This is a genomic window from Vibrio sp. MMG023, assembly GCF_021654215.1.
GTDB classification, from domain to species: domain Bacteria; phylum Pseudomonadota; class Gammaproteobacteria; order Enterobacterales; family Vibrionaceae; genus Vibrio; species Vibrio jasicida.
This window is the reverse complement of the sequence record NZ_JAKFZP010000002.1, coordinates 165,546-185,013: the sequence shown is the minus strand read 5'-3', so window position 1 is coordinate 185,013 and position 19,468 is coordinate 165,546. Positions and strand designations below refer to the sequence as shown.

Below are 19,468 nucleotides of genomic sequence, written 5' to 3'. Positions count from 1 at the left end.
TTTGCTCATCAGAATAGGCGGCAGTTCTGGTACATTCTCTTTATTCAAACGCTTGAGTATATTCACCTTCAAGCGGCTCATAGGAGATGAGAATGTTATCGAAAAATTCCACCGGTCTGATTGTTGTCGATGTGCAAGGTAAACTGGCAACGCTAATGCACGAAAGCGAAGCGATGATTGAAAGTACGACTAAGTTAATCAAGGGCGCAAAGGCTCTCAAGCTCCCTATTGTTTGGCTTGAACAAAACCCAGACCGATTAGGCCCGACGGTAGAACCGATTCGTGAAGTGTTAGCGAAAGAGCACTTGGCGATTGCAAAGCATACCTTTGATGGTTGCAAAGAACCGACATTCAAACTCGCGGTAGAAAACGCCAAAGTCGATACTTGGTTGGTTTGTGGTATCGAAGCGCACATTTGTGTGTATCAAACCGCGGTGTCGCTGCGTCAAATGGGTTACAAAGTGGAACTGGTGACGGATTGCGTTTCTTCTCGAACGCCAGCCAACAAAGCGCTCGCGCTTGCAAAACTGACTGCGAATGGCGTTGGCCTAACAGGCGTAGAAATGTGTTTGTATGAAATGGTAGAAGATTGCCGAGCACTAGAGTTTAAAGAGATCTTAGGGCTCATCAAATAATAAACAATGGCAGAGATGAAGATGGAACTGAGAGCATTTGAAAAGGAAGATTACGAGGCACTCATCCGTTGGATTGATTCAGAGCAACTGAACTATCAATGGGGTGGGCCAAATTTCAATTTCCCTCTAGACCACCAACAGATTAGCCTCCATTGCGCGAAACCTGAAGTCTTCCCGTTTATGCTCGTTTGTGACGGGAAGCAGGCTGGCTATGTTGAGCTGTTTAAAGAGTCTCAATCCCAATTTAGAATTTGTCGTGTTTTTGTTTCCAATGATTTTCGAGGGAAAGGTCTTTCGAAAGTCATGCTCACGCAGCTCATCGAACTGTCTCAAACTCAGTATCATGCTCAAGTCTTGTCGTTGGCGGTCTTTGAGCGTAACACCGTGGCCAAGAATTGTTATGAATCTCTTGGGTTTGAAGTGACGTCGCGTGAATCAGGAGAGCGTTCTTTTGATGGCGAGATCTGGGATTTGTTATTCATGGAAAAGCGTTTTTAGTACGAATATAACCCCCTTACTATCGACAAATTCAGGAAGAAACAAACACCACAACGCGAGCAGTATGAGTTTGTATCCATCTCCCCTGGCGCTATCGGCCTGCCAAGGGAAACACGTCTTATTATGGCTTACGCTTCGTCATGTGTATGACTCGACTCTTCATATGGATAGAGTGCGGCATTCGTCTCATCCAATCCTTCCGGCTCAAACTGATAGCCAGACCCCATGCTCATGTCTTTGTACTTCACCAACATCTTTTCAATAACGAGAGACTGAATACGCAGAGAATCCTTTCCTAACGTTGAGGCGATGTATTCACTGAACGCCTGAACCGTCACGTTATGCTTTTGTACGTTTGGTTTTGTACCCGTTTTCACTTGAATGACGAGGTTTTTTTCGTTCTCAGATATTTGAGTCAGATGTGCTTTAAACTTGTCATTGTAAACGTTGGATGTTGCCTTTAATCGCAGCTTGTTGATTCTTGGATACTGACTTTCGAGTTCGTCATCGAGCTTTTGGTGTAGCTTCAGATCTTTTAACGCAATGGATTTTTGCTGATCAATGCTGTTGAAGAACTTCATTTCGTTGGAGACATCAATATCTTCTGAAGAAGATATAAATGCAGGGTCAAACAACACATTGTGGTTGAGCATAGTGAACTGTTCGATTGGTCGGCCTTTTACTGCCCCTTCATTGAGCAAGCTGTTTGGTGCTTTTGCGCCTTTCTCGTAGGTGTCACCACTTGTGACGCCAAGTGCAATATACAGCGTGGTATCGTCTTTGACTTCTGATGTTGCCTCTTCTGCGGCTGAGATTAGATCCATTTCAGACATGAGTACGTTGCAGTCCATCATGGTGATTTTTTTAAGGTGGTTGAGTTTGCAAAAATCCACGACAGCTTTTCTTGTTGCACCGAAACCAACGGTACCGGACTCGAATGACCACCCAACCAAACCTACGCCAGCGGCTTGAAGTAGTGTCCCCATTTGCTCTTGATATAAGTTCAGCTCACTTTGGTGAACGAACAGATAGACGGGGCGACTCATCCCCTCAGTGTACCAATACAGCTCTTGCAGCTTTTCTTTGGATTTAAACTCTTCCGGCATTCCGACAGAAGGTACCATTAACGCGGTACCTGAGTTGGATTGAGGTGGGATCTTAATATCAAATTGAGACATGCTTTCCGAAGCAGAATCGCGGCTTTGTTGCCGAGTTTGCATTGGGCTTGGGTCATTGATTTGTCGGCGATAATAAACGCGCTCTAGCTCATCATAGTTATTTAGAACTTGATCGACGGTGACTGGCTCGTACTTCAATGCGCCGGTGTTGTCGTTAACGACATAACGGTAGTTAAAACGAATCAGCGCTTCTGGCGGTCTGTCTTGGATTGCCAAGTTATTTTCTTCAACGTGGTTTTGCCAGTTGAGTTGGAACTCGTTCCACTTCGCTAAGTTTTGAACGTCTCGTAATCGTTTCGCCGGAGCGCCTTCTTGTGAGTGGTGAGACGCGTCATTTTTTCTTTTTTTTGTTTGGCTTGAAGAAGAAGCCGGTTGGTTATTTTCACCGTACATAAACGTGTTCACTTTTTTTAAATTCAGGCGATGATAGGCTGATTTTTATCGTATTGGCGTTTGGGTAGGCGCTTTGTTCGAGCGCAGCTGGCGGCCGTTAAGCCTTTGATACACTGGTTATATGCGTCAGTTGTATGTCGTCTTCAATAAAAGAAACGGCCACACGTAACAACCGATTTTCCACCTTCTGTACATTCAACACAGGTGTATTCTGTGACAAGTTGGAATGGTTAAAGATATTGATGACGGTTGATGGTTGGTTTGCACCGCAATACTCTCCCCATACATCTCGCTTTGAATATTTTCCCCAAATATCCCCAAGCGGATAGGCACGCCCGACGATGAAGTCGTTCTGTGGGCAACTCTGGTCAGAATTGCCCGTTGCTTGAGCCGGCTGCGTAATGTTGACCGTTAGCACATCGCCAACTTTTAATGAAATAGGATCACTTTCAAACGTCGGATTGAGTTTGAGCAGCGCTTTTGCTGACAAACCGTAGAGAGGAGCAATGTCTGTCCACCATTCTTGTTTTCCGTCGTCTTTTGTTCTCACCTTATGATTTTTTATGTGGACGGGTTTAATGTCCGATTCAGTGGCTGCTTTGGTTCGTGGCAGCAAAGGCTGCTTCCCCACAGCTTTAAGTGCAGCAATATCGATTAAAGTGGCGTGTTGATCGAGCCAAGTTTGGTTGATTTCTGCAAGCGCGTCATTGGTGAGTTTTTCGCGACGATAGAAAATATGTTGCGCTGCTGCCTTCTTACCTTCAATAGCGACAGGGGCGAGTATCATGTTAAACGTTTTTGGGCTAATGAGCTCATCTTTCATGCCGTTGGCCGTAGAAGCCGTCACTTGCCAAGAGAATTTATCATTCCCTAGGATCGCCATTTCATACATTAGCTTCCCATCATGGAAATAATAGTAATAACCTTGCGCTGCCCATCCTAATAACCCCTTGGTTTCTACCGCTGGAATAAATGGTAAGAACTCAGCATTAATATATTCACTACCAACTGGCTTGGGGGTGATTTTAAATTTTTGATTCAGGCCGATGTCTTGAAAAAGTTCATGTAAAAGGGTTTTGTCTTCGGCTTCGAAACATTCGGCAGATAACACCGTGCAGAGTGATGGTTGATTTTGCTCCAATTTGCTCCAGCGTTTTATCAACGGTTCATTTTGTGTTTTCGCTAAAGAAAAAACACCAGACTGCAGGGTATTTAAGTCATCTTTGGGAGCATGAATTTTTATTCGACATTCGAATCCAGCCTCGGCTTGAGATTGACTGTTGCTAACGACCGCACCGTAGCTTGCTTGGGTCGCGTTCTTTGACGTTGATGAGTAGTTTGTGCGTGAGCGGTTACTTGACGAAGACGTTACTGGGTCGATAAGTGGCGCGTAGCCAGCTCCCCTCACACGTGTTGATGTTGGACGCTTCATTAATATCGCCTCTTGAATTTAATTGGTGATAGCTTAGCGGCAAATAAAAGAACGCACTATAGACAAAACAACCAATTCCTTTTGCTTACTTACTAAATCTATAGTCAGAACGAAAGTCACGCAGGGTAAGGTATTTAATGATAATAATGTTTTTTAAAGCGAGGAGGTGATGCAATAAATATTATTAATGCGAAGGGAGGGTAGATATATTTAAGGTTTATTTTAGCAAAGCGTGAAGCGCTAATTATTGGTTATTATTGACGAAAACTTAATAACCAATAACTGTTAATCACTCACTAGCGCTGTGGCTTATTAGAAGTACTAACAAGCTTATTCAAACTCTCTTTGGTATCTCGGCAGCATGGACTCATTGCCAAGCAACCCGCCTTGATGGATATAGATGAGCGTTTTATCCTCGTTTTCTGCTAACCACGGCTGCAAACATTGCCACATGTAAGGATCATAAAGCAGGTCAAACTCGAGGTTGGTATGGTCGTACAAGGCATTCCAGGTTTCGTAGTCGCTTTGGTATAAACGGCCAAAATGGTGTTTATTGCGCACCGAAAGTATGGTTGGGTGGTTTTCAGTTTCCAGTGTATTGAATTGCTCAGTCAGGTAGTCGGTATCCCCTACGCAAGCACAGGTAAGGACTTCGATTCCATGTGGCTTGAGGTGTTTACTCAGGTACAACGCGGTGGTTCCTGTTCCCGATGGCAACGCTACGGCAAACTGTTTTTTGCCTTCAAGGCGTGTCCAATCAAGCAGTTCACGCGCCAGTTGTTTTACCCCGGCTTCGGCAATTGTCGCTTTTCCACCTTCTGGGACAACCAAGGTTGTGTCGTCCAACCCACGTACTTGCTCGATATACTCGGTTGGATGCAAAGTGGACTCGATGTCCTGCATCGCTGTGATATTCATACCTAAATCGAGCGCGCCTCGATAGTTGCCGATAGGGGAGTCTTTAAGCCAAGACGGAATGTGTTGAACGTAGAACTCGAAGTTCCAGCCTTTGATTTGCGCCAGAGCGGCAAGCGAGTACATCGCATTGGATTGAGCAGAGCCATAACTGATGAGGGTTTTGATGTCGCTGTTCTGCGTTTCCATCAATGCCATAAACTTACGTGCTTTGTTCCCAGAAAAGTGAGAATGCAGCATGTCATCACGCTTAAGGAAAAACGTATGACCGTTGAAGTTGTGTTGAGTTATCGGGCTTTCAGAGAGTTTCATGCTACTGCTGACGTGTCCAACCACGCGACCTTGCCGTTAAAAAGGGCGCGTAGTGTAACGCCATTAAACCCAGATAAAAAGTCTGGGTTTCAGTACAACCATTTCGGTTATTCCTGATGTTTTGGCTGTTTTGATTTCAGGGAATTCAATTCCATGGCTCGCCTTTCTGTCTCAAGGCAAGTAGACTACGCCGCTTATTTCAACTCAATCAGAAGGCTTGGTTTTGCAAACTCTAGAACAATTAAAAACAGGACAATTAGTAGGAACGAAACAACTGAAGTTGGCGGAAGGGCTAACTGAGTTTCCTATGGAAATCTTAGAGCTTGCAGAAACGCTTGAAGTGTTAGATTTATCTGGCAACGCACTGTCAGATTTACCACCAGAGCTGGAACAGCTGACCAAGCTAAAAATCATCTTTGCTTCCAACAACCAGTTCATCCATCTGCCAGAGGTGTTGGGCAAGCTGCCAAACCTTGAGATGGTTGGGTTTAAAACCAACAAGATCAAAGTGGTGAGTGAAGCCTCACTACCAACTCAGTTACGTTGGCTTATTCTGACCGATAACGAGATTGAAGTTCTCCCCAACAGTCTGGGTGAAAGATCGCGCCTAAGAAAACTTGCACTGGCGGGCAATCGCATCAAGCAACTGCCAAATAGCATGGAAAACTTGGTTAATTTGGAATTGATTCGTCTCTCTGCGAACCAGCTAGAGCAGTTCCCTGATGTGTTGATGAAGCTGCCTAAGTTGGCGTGGTTTGCTTTTGCAGGTAACCCATTCTGCAAGCACCCATCGTCGCTAAATAGTGTGCCGAGAGTGACCACAAAAAGTTACTCACTTAACCATGTTCTCGGGCAAGGTGCGAGTGGCGTGATTTCTCATGCTAACTGGACTGACGTTCAATACGACTTCCCGAGTGAAGTAGCGGTAAAAGTGTTCAAGGGTGAAGTGACCAGTGACGGCTACCCACATGATGAACTTGAAGCATGTTTGCAAGCTGGACATCACAACAACTTGGTGAAATCCATCGCACAAGTCGATGATGGCGATGAACTGGCGTTGGTGATGGAGCTGATCCCAAACAGTTACTACAACTTAGGTTTGCCGCCAACGTTGGAAACCTGTACTCGAGATACATTCCCACAAGGGTTTACACTGACAGTCGAGCAAGTCAATTCTATTGTGGAGCAGATGGTGGACGTATTTAATCACCTGCACGACAACAAGGTGTGCCATGGCGATTTGTATGCGCACAATACTTTGGTGAATGAGCAAGGTGAGATGATCTTCGGCGACTTTGGTGCGGCGAGCATTTACGGTTACTTATCAGACGAGCAGCAAGCCGCAATCAGAGCCATTGAATCTAGAGCGTTGAAGTGCTTTATCGAAGATGTGTTTTCTGTGTGTGAAGCGTCGGAATCGGCATCACAGGCATTCAATCGACTCGCTGCGCTTGCGGCATAAGACTTTATTTAACTGCGAAAGGTCGACAGACGATAGAAAGAGGTATCGAATTGCTCGTTTTAATACTGAGCCAATGAGATACCCCTTAATTGAATCAAGTGCTGAGGAAGTTACTCTGAGCAAGTCTCTTGATGCTCTGACGCAAGAACAATCATTGCCTCACATCCACCCTCTGGATGTGTACCAATCTTAAATTGCCAGCCATAACGTTGGCATAAATCATCCACAATCATCAAACCCAATCCGTGCCCATCAGAATGTGGAATGGTCGAAAAGCCTTCGCCTTCATCACGTACCGAGATGGTGTTTTCCCCCATGCTGATATGAATTGATCCCGATGGTGTCGCGGCGATGCCGTTGCGAATCAGGTTGCCAAGAATAATGGTCAACACAGCATTGGTCGCGCGCGTTTTTGGGTTTCCGTCGATCTGTACATCAAAGCTGAGTGCTTTCTCATCCGCCTGAGCTTGGCTTTGGAAGATGATTTGTTTCAGCTCTTCTTCGGTGATACTGCGCACCGGTGAATCGTCCGCATTGCGTTCATAACGCACTAAGCCGAGTAGGGCATCCACCATGGTCGACATTTGCTGCGTCGCATCCTGAATTCGGTTCACTTGGCGGGTCTGAAAATCCGTGTTCGCACTTCTCGCCAGTAAGCTGCTTGAGCCTTTCATCACGGTTAAGGGTGTGCGCAGTTCATGGCTCGCGTATCGTGCAAAGGCTTGTTCGCGTTTGATGACCTGATTAATTTTATGACGGTATTCATTCAACTCATCGGCAAGGGCTTGGAACTCTTTGGCTGAGCTGTCTGGAACATTGAACGTTTGTGAAGGGTCACCTTGATGTTGGTCTAGCTGGTTTTTCAGGGTGTTGACTGGTTCGATCAAACGTTGCGACAGACGGAGCAATAAACTGCCAAACAAGAAAATCAAAACCGCAACGATAGAAAGCACCATGGCGACGACCATAATGAATTCTTCAGAGGTAATTTCGATTTCATCGATTAAGGAAATCAGAATGATGGGGTGTTCGACACCTTTGTAAGTGTACGTGCTCATGTAGATCATTCTGGAGCTTGGCTCGTCACCCACTTCGTCTAAAAATCGGCTTTTTCCAATCAGGTATTGTTGGAACTGTTCTGGTATGAGCTGGATGTCATTGTATGCGGTAGTGAGAAAGTCGAGTTTAATCACGCCTTGCTCAGGGTGAGACTGAAAGTGCTCGATGGCTTCTTTTTTATCGATCATGATACGGCGTTCACCGACACGATCCTCAGACCAAAGCAGTGCGCCTGTAATCAGCAGAAAACAAAAAATGCCAATCACGACCGACACCAAAGAGAAAAACAGAGCGAGTCGCCCTGTCATACTTTGTGTGCTTTGCGTGCTAGCAAGTAAGCGATTGATCATGCATCTGGCTCCAAGCGAAAGCCAACTTTCGGCACGGTGATCAGCACATGTTGTTCAAATGGCTTATCGAGTTGGTTACGTAGCTGGTAAATGTGGCTGCGCAGAACGTCGTTGTTCGGCTCGTTCTCTTGCCAAAGTTGGAAGGCGATTTCTTCACGTGTCACCACGTCTGGTGCGCTTTTTACAAGCATTTCTAGAATGGTGTAAGTGGTTGGATTGAGCGCCAGCAGTTTATCTTGGCGGTACGCTTTACGCGTTTTTTGGTCGATAGACACTTCACCGTATTCCAACTTGCTCGATGCGACAGTGCCACGGTAACGACGAATCAGTGCCATCATGCGCGCTTCAAGAATATCCAGGTCGAAAGGTTTGGTCAGATAGTCATCGGCGCCGTGTTGGAAGCCTTTGAGCATATCGTCACGGCTATCAAGTGCGGTCAGCATAAGTACCGGTGTGTTGTTGCCCGCATCGCGAAGTTTATTACACATGGTCAGGCCATCCATGCGTGGCAACATGAGATCGAGCAAGATTATGTCGAAGGTGTTTTCCATCGCCAGTTTCAGGCCGAGCTCGCCGTTGTCTGCATAATCGAGTTCCATACCTGCACACTCGAAATAATCGAACAACATGCCTGCGATTTCTCGATTATCTTCGACTAAAAGTACGCGTTTCATGTATTTCTCTCCAAGTGGGCGGGTTTTCGAAAATAAGACTTCGTCTTAACCGAACATTATTCACTAAGAACGTGAAAAAGATGTCAACAACATCTCTTTCACATTGATGTTTGTAGACTGGATTCATTCATCGGATTTAGTGGAAGAGTAGCATGTCAACCTTCAACATTCACGCTGCAACCTTTTCAAAGGTGAGCCAACACACTGAGCCTAAAACAGTTTTGTCTGTTGTGGTGCCATTCTTTAACGAGCAAGAAGTCTTGCCTGAATTTCATCGTCGTTTAGCCGCCGTTTTGGATGAAATGCCAGAACGCTGCGAAATCGTTTATGTCGACGATGGTAGCAAAGACGACAGCCTAATGATCGCGCAAAGCTTTTCTCAATCTTCTAGCGACGTTCGTTGTATTGCATTAAGCCGTAACTTCGGCAAAGAGTCCGCCATGAGTGCGGGTTTGGAGCACTGCCAAGGTGAAGCGGTGATCGTGATTGATGCCGACTTGCAAGACCCGCCTGAGTTGATCCCGCAAATGGTATCAAAATGGCGTGAAGGGTATGACGTAGTGAACATGCAGCGCAGTGAACGCCACGGTGAAACTTGGTTCAAACGCTTCTCGGCCGCTTGTTTTTACAAAGTGCTTAACAGCATGGCGAAATTGGATGTGCCGGAGAACGTGGGCGATTTCCGTTTATTGAGCGCAAAAGTGGTTAAACACATCAATGCGCTGCCAGAGCGTAACCGATACATGAAAGGCATTTTTTCTTGGCCTGGTTTCAAGCAAGTGACGGTTCAGTTTGAACGTGACGCTCGTTTCTGTGGTGAAACCAAGTGGAACTACCTCAAGCTGATTGGCCTTGCAATGGACGGCATTACCTCGTTTTCCATTCGCCCTTTGCGCTTAGCGACACTTGCTGGTGCCTTAGTGGCGGTCAGTGCTTTTATTTATGGTGCATTCATTGTGATGAAAACCGTTGTGTTTGGTGAGCCTGTCACTGGCTACCCATCCATGATGGTCGTCCAACTTGCATTGGGCGGTGTGCAATTGCTGTCGATTGGCCTTTTAGGCGAATACATTGGCCGCATTTTTGTCGAGACCAAGCAACGTCCTCTTTATCTTGTTCAGTCTGTTTACGAGCAGCCTGCAAAACATCAATCCATCCAAACCATGAAGTTTAAACTGGGAGAAACCGCGTAATCATGAGTATTAATAAAACCCATCTGTGGTTGTTGTTGGCGTTTGCTCTTTTACTCCGTCTTATTTCACTTGCCGCTTACCCTTTGATGGACACCACAGAAGCCCGCTACGGCGAAATGGCGCGCTTAATGGTGGAAACCGGCAATTGGCTTACCCCACAGTTTGATTACGGCGTGCCTTTTTGGGGGAAACCACCCCTATTCACGTGGATGAGTGCTTACGGCATTGAGCTGTTTGGATTGAATGAATTTGCAGTGCGCGCGCCTCATTGGTTAGCGGGTGTTGCGACGATTGTTTTTGTTGCTTTCATGGCGCATCGCGCAGGCTTTAATGCAGTCATCGCAGCGTTGGTATTGGCGACGTGCGGCATCTTTTCAATTGCGGCGGGCGCAGTGATGACCGACATGGCACTGACGTTGGCAATGACCATGGCGATGGTCGGCTTTTACTATTGCTGGCTCGGCAAAGACAAACACAGCCGATTGTGGGGTTACCTCGGTTTCTTTGGTTTGGCTTGTGGGTTGTTGGCAAAAGGTCCCGTAGCGATAGTGATCATGGGCATCGCAGTATTTCCTTGGCTTGTAATTCAGCATGGTTTCTTTGGCGCTTTTAAAGCCTTGTGGCAGCGGTTTCCTATCGTATCGGGTTTGGCGCTTATGCTGGCGGTTGCTCTGCCTTGGTACATCATGGCAGAAATGGCAACGCCGGGCTTTATTGATTACTTTATTGTTGGTGAGCACTTTAAGCGTTTTGTTGTCAGCGGTTGGGAAGGGGACCTGTATGGCTCTGCTCATGATCAACCACGTGGGATGATCTGGGTATTCTGGCTGCAGTCGGCTGCGCCTTGGTCAATTGTATTGCCTATCTTGGCGTGGAAACGTCGTAAGGTACTCAAAGCCATTGAAACTGATCATCAAGGCCTATTTAGCTTCCTGATGTGTTGGCTGATTTCCCCAATGATCTTGTTCACTATGGCTGGGAATATTTTGCCTGCTTACGTACTACCGGGTGTGCCTGCGTTGGGTATCTTAATTGCGATGCTGGTGGATAAACACGATTTTAAATGGTTGACCGGAACGGCGGCGGTGTTACCAGCCCTGCTTATGATTGCGATGTTGGTTTTGAATATGGGCAAAGCAGACAGCCGCAGCGACCGCATCATCTTCGCGCAAATTAATGACAACGCTCCGGTCTTTTATATTGGTAAGCGCCCGTTCTCAGGCCAGTTCTATAGTCATGGTCAGGCGAAAAAACTTGAAGATAAGAATGACTTAAACAATCTAAAGAAATTCCACCTGATTGGTAAATCGCAGCAAGTGGATAGCATGATTCATGAAAATGCGTTGAGTTGTACCAACGAGTTCACAGCAAAATCGAAACGCTCACTCTACACCTGTGTGATTGGGTAACGGAATGCACAAATTAATCAGGTTTGCTCTGGTTGGTGGTGTCGGCTTTATAGTCGACACCCTTATCTTTTCGCTGTTGTTCCATTGGTTTGGTCTGGAGCTGATGCTGGCTCGTGGGATAGCATTTTTGTTTGCGGCAACCACGACTTGGCTTGGCAATCGCTGGTTGACTTTCTCTCAAGCAGAAAAAACCGATCCGTTTGCTCAATGGCAAAAGTTTATGGTGAGTGCTTGTATTAGTGCAGTGCCGAACTTTGCGGCTTTCAAAGGTTTGACGCTTATGTTTGGGACTCAAAACTATATGGTGTACGTCGCGTTGGTTTTCGGAATATTGGTAGGCATGATGAGTAACTACTTACTCAGTACAAAATGGGTATTTAGCGAATATTGATCCTAGCTTATTTGCTTTAATACTGAATAACTACATTAAAAACAGGGAGATGAAGAAAATTAAACGTGACTCAAGTCACGGTTTGGCTAATCTAATACTCAGTATAGGAGAGTGAATAGCTATGGGTACTTTCGTATAAGATTCATCTTGAATGTTGATTTTAAATTCTATAAATACAATGACTTAATGATCGATTCTCTAGGTTTTATTTATTGTGGGGCTCATGCACTTAAAATATAAAACTGGCCTCATACGTAACCCTGTTAATAAGTTTGATCTTTCCATTCTCTTTCCATTCATATCTTGACGTCTTCTGTTCACCTCTGTTGTTTAAAATCCATGAAATTTCAGAAAATAATGCCAATCTATCATCAGTTACAGAGGCGACTATGTTTAACAGTATACGTACGCGAATCGCAGTCAGTGCGGGCGGTGCAATGGCCTTCACCTTATTGATTGCAATGGGTATGACAACCAACGCATTTACTGACGTGAACAAGCAAGTGAACGAGAAAGTAAAAGCGCAATTGACGGATGCGACTAGCACCGATTTGCAAAATACCGCGATTCAGCAGGGGTTGGATATTGCTAACCAACTTGATCCTGTATTGGCAAACTTAAAACAAGTACGTTCGATCATTGAGTTGAGCGCAGAGACCAACGCAAGCGCAGACCTTATTGTTAAACAGTTTACTGCCGCGCTAGAAGCACAGAATAAAGCCGTATTTGCGGGCTACATGGTTTGGCAAGACAAAACGTGGCCAGAACAAGTGACGTTTAATCCAGAAGAGGGTTTTAACAGCCAAGGCTATCTGGCGCCTTTCTTCTCGCCAAATGACCAAAATAGCTTTGATGCAGTGGCGATGGAGAGCTTTAGCAACACGGAGCTAAATAGCAGTGGTGAACGTAAAGACGATTGGCATTTAATGCCTTATGAAACGGGTAAAACGTTCGTTATGGAGCCGTACTTTTATCCTGTACGTGGTAAGCAAGAGTTGATCACAACGATCAGTCAACCAATCAAACAAGATGGCAAAATCATCGGCTCTCTTGGGTTTGATCTGTCTCTTTATGAACTACAAAGCCAGAGCGAGCAATCTGCACGTAACTTGTTTGATGGCAAAGGTAAAATCCTCATCACATCATGGAAGGGCATCACCCTAGCGAACAGCCGCGCTGCTGATATGGTCGGTAAGAAGGTCTCTTCTGAACTGGCCTCTGAATGGTCTAACATCCAATCTATTGCAAAACGTCAAGGCGCTGGTCTTGTGACCTTTGGCGGTGATGAATATGCGATTACTTCTATCGATACGAGTGACGCTCCATGGGTAGTCATGGTGTCGGTTCCCAGTAGCCACCTTGCAAGAAGCGTCGATGACTACGCGCAATGGAGTGATGAACAGAATTCAAAAGCGCTTGAAAAAGGTGTGTGGGCGGGGATCATCGCTGCTCTTCTAGGTATTGCCTCGATGGCTTTGATCGCGAACTCTCTGGGTAAAGTGCTAAACAATCTGGTTGAGCGTTTTAAAGATGCCGCGCAAGGTGAAGGTGACTTAACTTACCGTATCGAAGTGAAAGGTAAAGATGAAACTGCGCAATTGGCACATTGGTTCAATACTTTCCTATCGCGTATGCAAGAGATGCTGCTGACCGTGATGGTGACTGCTGATCAAGTCGATAAGAATGCGACCGAAGGTCAAACGCGAGCTGCGGCTTCTCGCGATCAATTGAATACGCAAGTAAATGAGGTGAACTCATTAGCGACGGCCATCAATGAAATGAGTGCAACCGCTCAAGAAGTGGCGAACTCTGCGGTCCAAGCGGCAGCGGCGGCGAGCCAAGTACAAAGCAACAGTCTAAATGGTATGACTCGCATGGACAATGCTGCGAGTGCGGTAGATAGCTTGGCAATGCAAGTCAACGATGCGCAGCAACAAACACAAAACCTAGTGGATTCCAGCACGGCGATTCAAGGTATTCTGAGTGAGATTGGTGGCATTGCAGAGCAAACCAATCTGCTGGCTCTGAACGCGGCTATTGAAGCTGCACGTGCAGGTGAAGCGGGTCGAGGCTTTGCGGTGGTTGCCGATGAGGTTCGTAACCTTGCAAATCGTACTCAAGGATCAACTGAAGAGATTCGTACGATGCTGGCCCGTCTAGAACAAGAAACTCAATCAATTGTGGTCTTGATGGAGCAAAGCCAAAAGCAAGCTAATGATACTAAAGGTGAAACACAAGCTGCCCACTTAGCGCTGTCTGAAATCAACCAAGCGATTGAAGTCATTAATGATATGAACAACCAAATCGCCTCGGCAGCAGAAGAGCAGAGCTCAGTATCAGAAGAGATTAACCGCAATGTAGTGATCATCAACGACACGGCGGTAGAGGTGATGGATACGATGACCTCTTCAGTAGAAATCAGTAACGAGTTGACGGTAAAAGCGAGCGATCTTCACGGTGAGCTGAGTAAGTTCAAGCTGTCTTAATTCGTCTTTCCTCATTTTTCATATAAAGCCGAGCAGGTAAATCTGCTCGGTTTTTTTGTTCTGTACTTCCTTCTTTTCACTTCGATCACCGCTTTTTCTCGGTATTTTCTTCAACGTTTGCGTCTTTTTAAAATTCACGTCGTCTTATCAGCATGGACTAAGGTTGGAGAGAGCAGTTATTGATGTTTTATTCATTCACAACCATTGTTTTGTATCGTAAATGAATGGCATTTTATAAATATTATTGCCTTTTAAATTTGTTATTACCGTACGCGATTTTTACTGACTTTAAGAACTTGTTCTAGATCATTAAAGTGTTCAAAAATGCAATCTTTGATTTTAAATATTTAAACTTTGATGAGGTTTAAGAAATTAAACCCAATTCATATGTTTTTGGTGATCTTGTTCAAGTATTGTGCGTGATTTCGATCAATTCTTCGGTTTTTGGCGGTGTTTTAGACGCATTTTTTAGGTTTACAGAAGTTTACCCTGTATTGCTCAACTAACTCGAAAGGAGTACTTTTTAGTCATTGAGTTCAAAAATGTAAACCGAGATGATGAGTGTAAAGCAAGTTCGATTCACCGACGAAGACAGAGAATGTTTAAGCAATTATTTTCGTTTAGCAGACACGATTGCCGATTTAATCGGGCCGTACTGCGAAGTGGTCATTCATTCATTTGAAAGCTTAGAAAATTCAGTCGTGAAAATCGTCAATGGTCATCATACTGGCCGCGAAATCGGCTCGCCTATCACGGATTTGGGTCTACGTATGTGGAGCACATTCGAGAAAACCGGAGAGGTCTCGCCAAAGAGTTACTTCACTAATGCTGCGGATGGTTCGTTACTGAAATCGACCACATGCATTTTGGCGGGCCCTGAGCAAAAGCCGATTGGCATGCTTTGCATCAATATGAACTTATCCTTCCCATTCCCAGAAATCGTTAAAACGCTTATGCCGCAGTGCAATGTGTCTCAAACCTTAGTCAGCGAGACGTTTAGCAAAAATGCTAATGAGGTCATTCAAAAAGCCTTGAGCGCCGCGATCACAGAGGTGGAGCAAGACGAGACGATTTCTTGCAAAGGCCGTAACAAAGCCATCATTCGTTGTCTGTTTGATAACGGCGTATTTGAGCTAAAAGAGACGACCACACAAGTATCAGAGCAGCTTGGGATCAGCCGTCAGGCGGTTTACAAGTTTATCCGTGAATTTAAATCAGAATAAAATTAATAACTTAGGAGTTACATCGTGAAACAGATCATTGCCACTGAACAAGCACCAGCAGCTATCGGCCCTTACTCACAAGGTACGGCTTATGGTGACATGGTTTACACATCAGGCCAACTACCACTGGTTCCAGAAACCATGCAGTTTGTTGAAGGCGGCATCAAAGAGCAGGCACGTCAGTCTCTTGAGAATTTAAAAGCGGTTCTAGAAGCAAGCGGTGCAGGCCTAGACACAGTATTGAAGACAACATGCTTCCTATCAGACATGGAAAACTTCGCCGCATTTAACGAAGTGTACACAGAGGTATTTGGTACAGAAAACGCACCAGCTCGCTCTTGCGTTGAAGCAGCAAGACTACCAAAAGACGCATTGGTTGAAGTTGAAGCCATTGCATACAAAAAGTAACCGATCTTCGGACATAAATGGGTATCAATAGGAGATTCTCATGAGCGTTTCATTTATTGGATTGAGCATCCTGTTCTTTGGGTTCTATGCATTACTTGCGAACTTCAAAAAACAAAAGAAAAGCTTTAACTTCCGCGTACTAAGTGCGCTTGCTGCTGGTCTGTTATTCGGCGGTGCGATTCAGCTCGTATTCGGTGTGGGCAACGTGGCAACCGCAGGCTTTGCTGAACTGATTTCCGTGTTCGGTAAAGGCTACATCAAGCTTCTACAAATGATTGTAATCCCGCTGGTATTTGTGGCGATGATCTCTTCAATCATGAACGTAGAAGGCGGTGGTGCGCTATCGCGTATCGCACCAAAAATCATCGGTATTCTACTTTTCACTTGTGCAATCTCAGCAGCCGTTGGTATCGCAAGTATTTACCTATTCGGTATCGATGCAAACGCACTAGTCAGTACAATCGGTACGAATGGTGCGATTGAAGCTCGTGGTGATGCATTAGTAGCAACGCAAGATGCAATGGCGAACAGCGGTTTGTCTGGTATGGCGCTATCTATCATTCCAGCTAACATTTTCGACATGCTAACGGGTTCTGAGCGTACTTCAACACTATCAACAGTATTGTTCGGTATGTTCCTTGGTTACTGTATCCTGCAAGTGAAAAACCGTAAGCCTGAGAAAGTGCAAAACTTCGTTGATTTCATCAACTCTGCAAAAGAAGTAGTACTTTCAATGGTACGTGAGATCCTGAAGCTGACGCCTTACGGTGTATTTGCTCTGATGACCACGTTCATGATGACAAACGATTTGTTCGCACTAGCAGAAATGGGTCGCTTCCTACTAGCAAGCTACGTGGCAATCGGTGTAATGTTCGCTATCCACTTCGTGATGGTGTCTATGTTTGGTCTGTCTCCTGCGAAGTTCATGAAGAAAATCTGGCCAGTGCTTGTATTTGGCTTTGGTTCTCGCTCAAGCATGGCGGCAATCCCACTAAACGTTGAAACTCAAACTCAACGTCTAGGTGTGGACGAAGAAACAGCAAACATGTCAGCAACGTTTGGTACCAGTATCGGTCAGAACGGTTGTGCAGGTATCTACCCAGCAATGCTCGCTATCATGGCAGCTCAAGTAATGGGCATGCCAGTTGACCTAGGCTTCATCCTACAACTGATTGCTGTCATCGCGATTGCCTCATTCGGTATCGCAGGTGTTGGTGGCGGTGCAACGTTCGCAGCAGTAGCGGTACTGACTATCATGGGTCTAGACATTACGGTTGTAGCGATTCTGGTTTCTATCGAAGCGCTTATCGACATGGCTCGTACCGCGCTTAACATCTCTGGCTCAATGTTGTCAGGTGTACTAACCGCGAAGAAGAATGGCTCACTAAACACTGAGCAATACAATGCTGACGTTACTGCAACAGTAGCAAAAGAAGCAGCAGTGTAATTTCCAAACTTAATAAAGAGCACCCAACGCGGGTGCTCTCCGTTTTTCCTGAGTTCAGGTTATTTAGGTAATAAATATGAAAGTTGTTGTCGTAGGCGGTAGCGCTGCAGGTATGAGTTTCGCAGCGAAATACAAACGTAATCAGCCATCAGATGAAGTGATTGTGCTCGATAAGCGCGATTACATCTCGTTCGGTGCGTGTGGTTTACCTTATTTTGCTGGTGGCATGTTTGATGACACTGAGCGCATGATTTCTCGTACGCCAGAACAAGCGATTAAATCTGGTTTAGACGTGCGCATTGAGACTGAAATGGTGGCACTAGACCGAACAGAAAAGCAGATTAAAGTTCGTCACCAAGGTGAAGAAAGCACCATCGATTACGATATGTTGGTGATTGCCACGGGTGCGCGCCCAATCGTGCCATCGTTCGGTGAGTTCAACCCAGAGCATGTATACACGCTAACCAGCATGGAAGATGGTTTGGCAGTAAAAGAAGCGCTTAAGGACAGCAACAAACAACGCATTTGCGTTATCGGCGGTGGTTTTATCGGGCTAGAAGTGTTCGATGCGGCACACTTACTAGGTAAGCACGTCACCATCATCGAGCGTGAACAACACGTGATGAGTCGTCAGTTCAGCCCTGAAATGATTGAGGTGGTAGAAAGCGCGATTCGTGAATCTGGCGCTGAGCTTAAAACCGGTTGTAGCGTATCAGCCATTCGCGACGCAGAGCAGGGCGGTTACATCGTAGAAACCGACAACGGCAATGTTGAAGCTGACGTTGTGATCATGTCACTTGGCTTCAAACCAAACACAGAAGCGTTCGAGTTACCAAAAGCAGCGAACGGCGCATTGTTAGTGGATGAGTTTGGCGCAACAGAAGATGCGCACATTTACGCTGTTGGCGACTGTGCCGTGGTTCACCATATGGCGCTAGGCAAATCAGTGTATGTTCCACTGGCAACCACAGCGAACAAGCAAGCGCGCATGATGGCCGACAAACTTGCAGGCAAAGACACTTACATGAGTGGTTTCTTGGGCTCGTCTTGCTTGAAAGTGTTGGATTACGAACTGGCATGCACAGGCGTATCGGAACTTCTAGCTAAAGAACACGGTTTGGAAGTGAAGGTTTCAACCATTTCAGATAAGAACCAAACCGACTACTACCCAGGCCAAGAAGACATTAAAGTGAAGTTGGTTTACCACCCAGAAACCAATGTACTGCTTGGTGGCGAAATCGTTGGCAAGAAGGGTGCAGTAGGCCGAATCAACGCACTTGCTGTTGCCATCACTGCGAAGATGACAACACAGCAACTAGGCTACATGGACTTCTGCTACGCACCACCATTCGCACGTACATGGGATGCACTAAACGTTGCAGGTAACGTAGCGAAATAATTTAGCTGTCCACGTAATTCAGACAAAACAAAAGGGCTCCAGAGTTAAATCAGGAGCCCTTTTTCATGCTTGGAGCGACTATGAAGCGGTTTTTTGTGCGTATCGATTTATCAACTTATTTAGAAACATCAATGCAAAGAGATTCTTCTCTAGCAAACTTAGTTGCGAAGAATGGTAGGTAGCCTTCAGGGGAACGAGAGCACTCTTTCAGACCTGCATTTTCATATCGTGTCTGATAAATCGAAGGGGTTATCAGAGTCAAGACGATAGCAACAGCAAGAGAACCTAAGATCAAATATTGTAAGCCGTTTCCATATACTTCATCCCAGCGTTTCTTTTTAAATGCAAAAAACAAAGCACTGATTAATCCTCCAAGTAATACGAAGCCAAATGGAATCATCGCTAAGTCAAACCTTGAGTAAACCGCAACGTCTCCAATTTGGGAAGTTAGCGCTGAGATTTTTTGATATCCAAAGTAAAAACAGAAGCTCGTTAAGCCAGCAAGGAGCAATAAACCACTTAAATACATAAATTGACTAACCAGAAGTTTTAGGCTTGGTTTGTGTACCTTATGTTTTTGCATTCTCAAAAACATAAGGTACGG

The 19,468-nt window shown here is 45.4% G+C and carries 17 protein-coding genes; 11 read left to right on the top strand and 6 right to left on the bottom strand.

The genetic code is table 11. The features are described 5' to 3' along the window. Positions 1-92 precede the first annotated feature (92 nt). Both L1076_RS05940 and L1076_RS05935 read left to right on the top strand, forming a co-directional pair. Positions 93-635 carry a hydrolase gene (locus tag L1076_RS05940; RefSeq protein WP_237303351.1) on the top strand — a complete coding sequence of 181 codons (543 nt, stop codon included), beginning with the start codon at positions 93-95 and terminating at the stop codon, positions 633-635. Positions 636-656: 21 nt separating this feature from the next. After that, positions 657-1,133, top strand: a complete 477-nt coding sequence (locus tag L1076_RS05935) for a GNAT family N-acetyltransferase (protein WP_237303545.1) — start codon at positions 657-659, stop codon at positions 1,131-1,133. A 128-nt stretch (positions 1,134-1,261) separates the two neighbouring features. On the opposite strand, the gene L1076_RS05930 is transcribed toward L1076_RS05935, so the two are convergent. From L1076_RS05930 to L1076_RS05920, 3 genes are all read right to left on the bottom strand, one after another. Further along, positions 1,262-2,704 carry a hypothetical protein gene (locus tag L1076_RS05930; RefSeq protein WP_237303350.1) on the bottom strand — a complete coding sequence of 481 codons (1,443 nt, stop codon included), beginning with the start codon at positions 2,702-2,704 and terminating at the stop codon, positions 1,262-1,264. Positions 2,705-2,801: 97 nt separating this feature from the next. After that, entirely contained in the window at positions 2,802-4,136 is a 1,335-nt protein-coding gene (locus L1076_RS05925) for a LysM peptidoglycan-binding domain-containing protein (RefSeq protein WP_237303349.1), read from the bottom strand. 330 nt (positions 4,137-4,466) lie between these two features. After that, complete coding sequence (locus tag L1076_RS05920) at positions 4,467-5,363, bottom strand: 1-aminocyclopropane-1-carboxylate deaminase/D-cysteine desulfhydrase (RefSeq protein WP_237303348.1); 897 nt, start codon at positions 5,361-5,363, stop codon at positions 4,467-4,469. 223 nt (positions 5,364-5,586) lie between these two features. On the opposite strand from L1076_RS05920, the gene L1076_RS05915 reads away from it, so the two are divergent. Next, a complete protein-coding gene (locus L1076_RS05915; RefSeq protein ID WP_237303347.1) occupies positions 5,587-6,825 on the top strand; it encodes a leucine-rich repeat-containing protein kinase family protein in 1,239 nt (412 codons plus the stop codon). A 110-nt stretch (positions 6,826-6,935) separates the two neighbouring features. Here L1076_RS05915 and L1076_RS05910 read toward each other — a convergent pair whose 3' ends face one another. Both L1076_RS05910 and L1076_RS05905 read right to left on the bottom strand, forming a co-directional pair. Beyond that, entirely contained in the window at positions 6,936-8,234 is a 1,299-nt protein-coding gene (locus L1076_RS05910; RefSeq protein WP_237303346.1) for a HAMP domain-containing sensor histidine kinase, read from the bottom strand. Beyond that, the gene (locus L1076_RS05905) at positions 8,231-8,908 is read right to left on the bottom strand and encodes a response regulator transcription factor (RefSeq protein WP_038871919.1); all 678 of its coding nucleotides are present in this window, start codon (positions 8,906-8,908) and stop codon (positions 8,231-8,233) included. Before L1076_RS05905 ends, L1076_RS05910 begins: the two co-directional genes overlap by 4 nt. A gap of 152 nt (positions 8,909-9,060) precedes the next feature. Between L1076_RS05905 and L1076_RS05900 the strand changes: the two genes are divergently transcribed. The 8 genes from L1076_RS05900 to L1076_RS05865 all read left to right on the top strand — a co-directional run bounded on the left by L1076_RS05900 (position 9,061) and on the right by L1076_RS05865 (position 18,864). Beyond that, positions 9,061-10,101 (top strand): glycosyltransferase family 2 protein, encoded by a 1,041-nt coding sequence (locus tag L1076_RS05900; protein ID WP_237303345.1) that lies wholly within the window; start codon positions 9,061-9,063, stop codon positions 10,099-10,101. Positions 10,102-10,103: 2 nt separating this feature from the next. After that, a complete protein-coding gene (locus L1076_RS05895; protein ID WP_063344526.1) occupies positions 10,104-11,510 on the top strand; it encodes a glycosyltransferase family 39 protein in 1,407 nt (468 codons plus the stop codon). Between the two features lie 4 nt (positions 11,511-11,514). Then, positions 11,515-11,901, top strand: a complete 387-nt coding sequence (locus tag L1076_RS05890) for a GtrA family protein (RefSeq protein WP_061035893.1) — start codon at positions 11,515-11,517, stop codon at positions 11,899-11,901. Positions 11,902-12,290: 389 nt separating this feature from the next. Next, a complete protein-coding gene (locus L1076_RS05885; protein ID WP_237303344.1) occupies positions 12,291-14,387 on the top strand; it encodes a methyl-accepting chemotaxis protein in 2,097 nt (698 codons plus the stop codon). Positions 14,388-14,941: 554 nt separating this feature from the next. Continuing rightward, a complete protein-coding gene (locus L1076_RS05880) occupies positions 14,942-15,610 on the top strand; it encodes a PAS domain-containing protein (RefSeq protein WP_039974952.1) in 669 nt (222 codons plus the stop codon). 24 nt (positions 15,611-15,634) lie between these two features. Further along, positions 15,635-16,018, top strand: a complete 384-nt coding sequence (locus L1076_RS05875) for a RidA family protein (RefSeq protein ID WP_010447452.1) — start codon at positions 15,635-15,637, stop codon at positions 16,016-16,018. Between the two features lie 40 nt (positions 16,019-16,058). Beyond that, a complete protein-coding gene (locus L1076_RS05870) occupies positions 16,059-17,465 on the top strand; it encodes a cation:dicarboxylase symporter family transporter (RefSeq protein WP_045405788.1) in 1,407 nt (468 codons plus the stop codon). 76 nt (positions 17,466-17,541) lie between these two features. Beyond that, the gene (locus L1076_RS05865) at positions 17,542-18,864 is read left to right on the top strand and encodes a CoA-disulfide reductase (RefSeq protein ID WP_237303343.1); all 1,323 of its coding nucleotides are present in this window, start codon (positions 17,542-17,544) and stop codon (positions 18,862-18,864) included. Between the two features lie 115 nt (positions 18,865-18,979). On the opposite strand, the gene L1076_RS05860 is transcribed toward L1076_RS05865, so the two are convergent. Next, complete coding sequence (locus L1076_RS05860; RefSeq protein ID WP_237303342.1) at positions 18,980-19,447, bottom strand: DUF2079 domain-containing protein; 468 nt, start codon at positions 19,445-19,447, stop codon at positions 18,980-18,982. Between the last annotated feature and the right edge of the window lie 21 nt (positions 19,448-19,468).

Coding starts and splice junctions, on each gene's coding strand:
- L1076_RS05910 (WP_237303346.1), bottom strand. CDS start 8,234: ATGATCAATCGCTTACTTGCTAGCACGCAAAGCACACAAAGTATGACA.
- L1076_RS05885 (WP_237303344.1), top strand. CDS start 12,291: ATGTTTAACAGTATACGTACGCGAATCGCAGTCAGTGCGGGCGGTGCA.
- L1076_RS05865 (WP_237303343.1), top strand. CDS start 17,542: ATGAAAGTTGTTGTCGTAGGCGGTAGCGCTGCAGGTATGAGTTTCGCA.
- L1076_RS05880 (WP_039974952.1), top strand. CDS start 14,942: ATGATGAGTGTAAAGCAAGTTCGATTCACCGACGAAGACAGAGAATGT.
- L1076_RS05895 (WP_063344526.1), top strand. CDS start 10,104: ATGAGTATTAATAAAACCCATCTGTGGTTGTTGTTGGCGTTTGCTCTT.
- L1076_RS05860 (WP_237303342.1), bottom strand. CDS start 19,447: ATGCAAAAACATAAGGTACACAAACCAAGCCTAAAACTTCTGGTTAGT.
- L1076_RS05925 (WP_237303349.1), bottom strand. CDS start 4,136: ATGAAGCGTCCAACATCAACACGTGTGAGGGGAGCTGGCTACGCGCCA.
- L1076_RS05940 (WP_237303351.1), top strand. CDS start 93: ATGTTATCGAAAAATTCCACCGGTCTGATTGTTGTCGATGTGCAAGGT.
- L1076_RS05930 (WP_237303350.1), bottom strand. CDS start 2,704: ATGTACGGTGAAAATAACCAACCGGCTTCTTCTTCAAGCCAAACAAAA.
- L1076_RS05890 (WP_061035893.1), top strand. CDS start 11,515: ATGCACAAATTAATCAGGTTTGCTCTGGTTGGTGGTGTCGGCTTTATA.
- L1076_RS05900 (WP_237303345.1), top strand. CDS start 9,061: ATGTCAACCTTCAACATTCACGCTGCAACCTTTTCAAAGGTGAGCCAA.
- L1076_RS05935 (WP_237303545.1), top strand. CDS start 657: ATGGAACTGAGAGCATTTGAAAAGGAAGATTACGAGGCACTCATCCGT.
- L1076_RS05905 (WP_038871919.1), bottom strand. CDS start 8,908: ATGAAACGCGTACTTTTAGTCGAAGATAATCGAGAAATCGCAGGCATG.
- L1076_RS05870 (WP_045405788.1), top strand. CDS start 16,059: ATGAGCGTTTCATTTATTGGATTGAGCATCCTGTTCTTTGGGTTCTAT.
- L1076_RS05920 (WP_237303348.1), bottom strand. CDS start 5,363: ATGAAACTCTCTGAAAGCCCGATAACTCAACACAACTTCAACGGTCAT.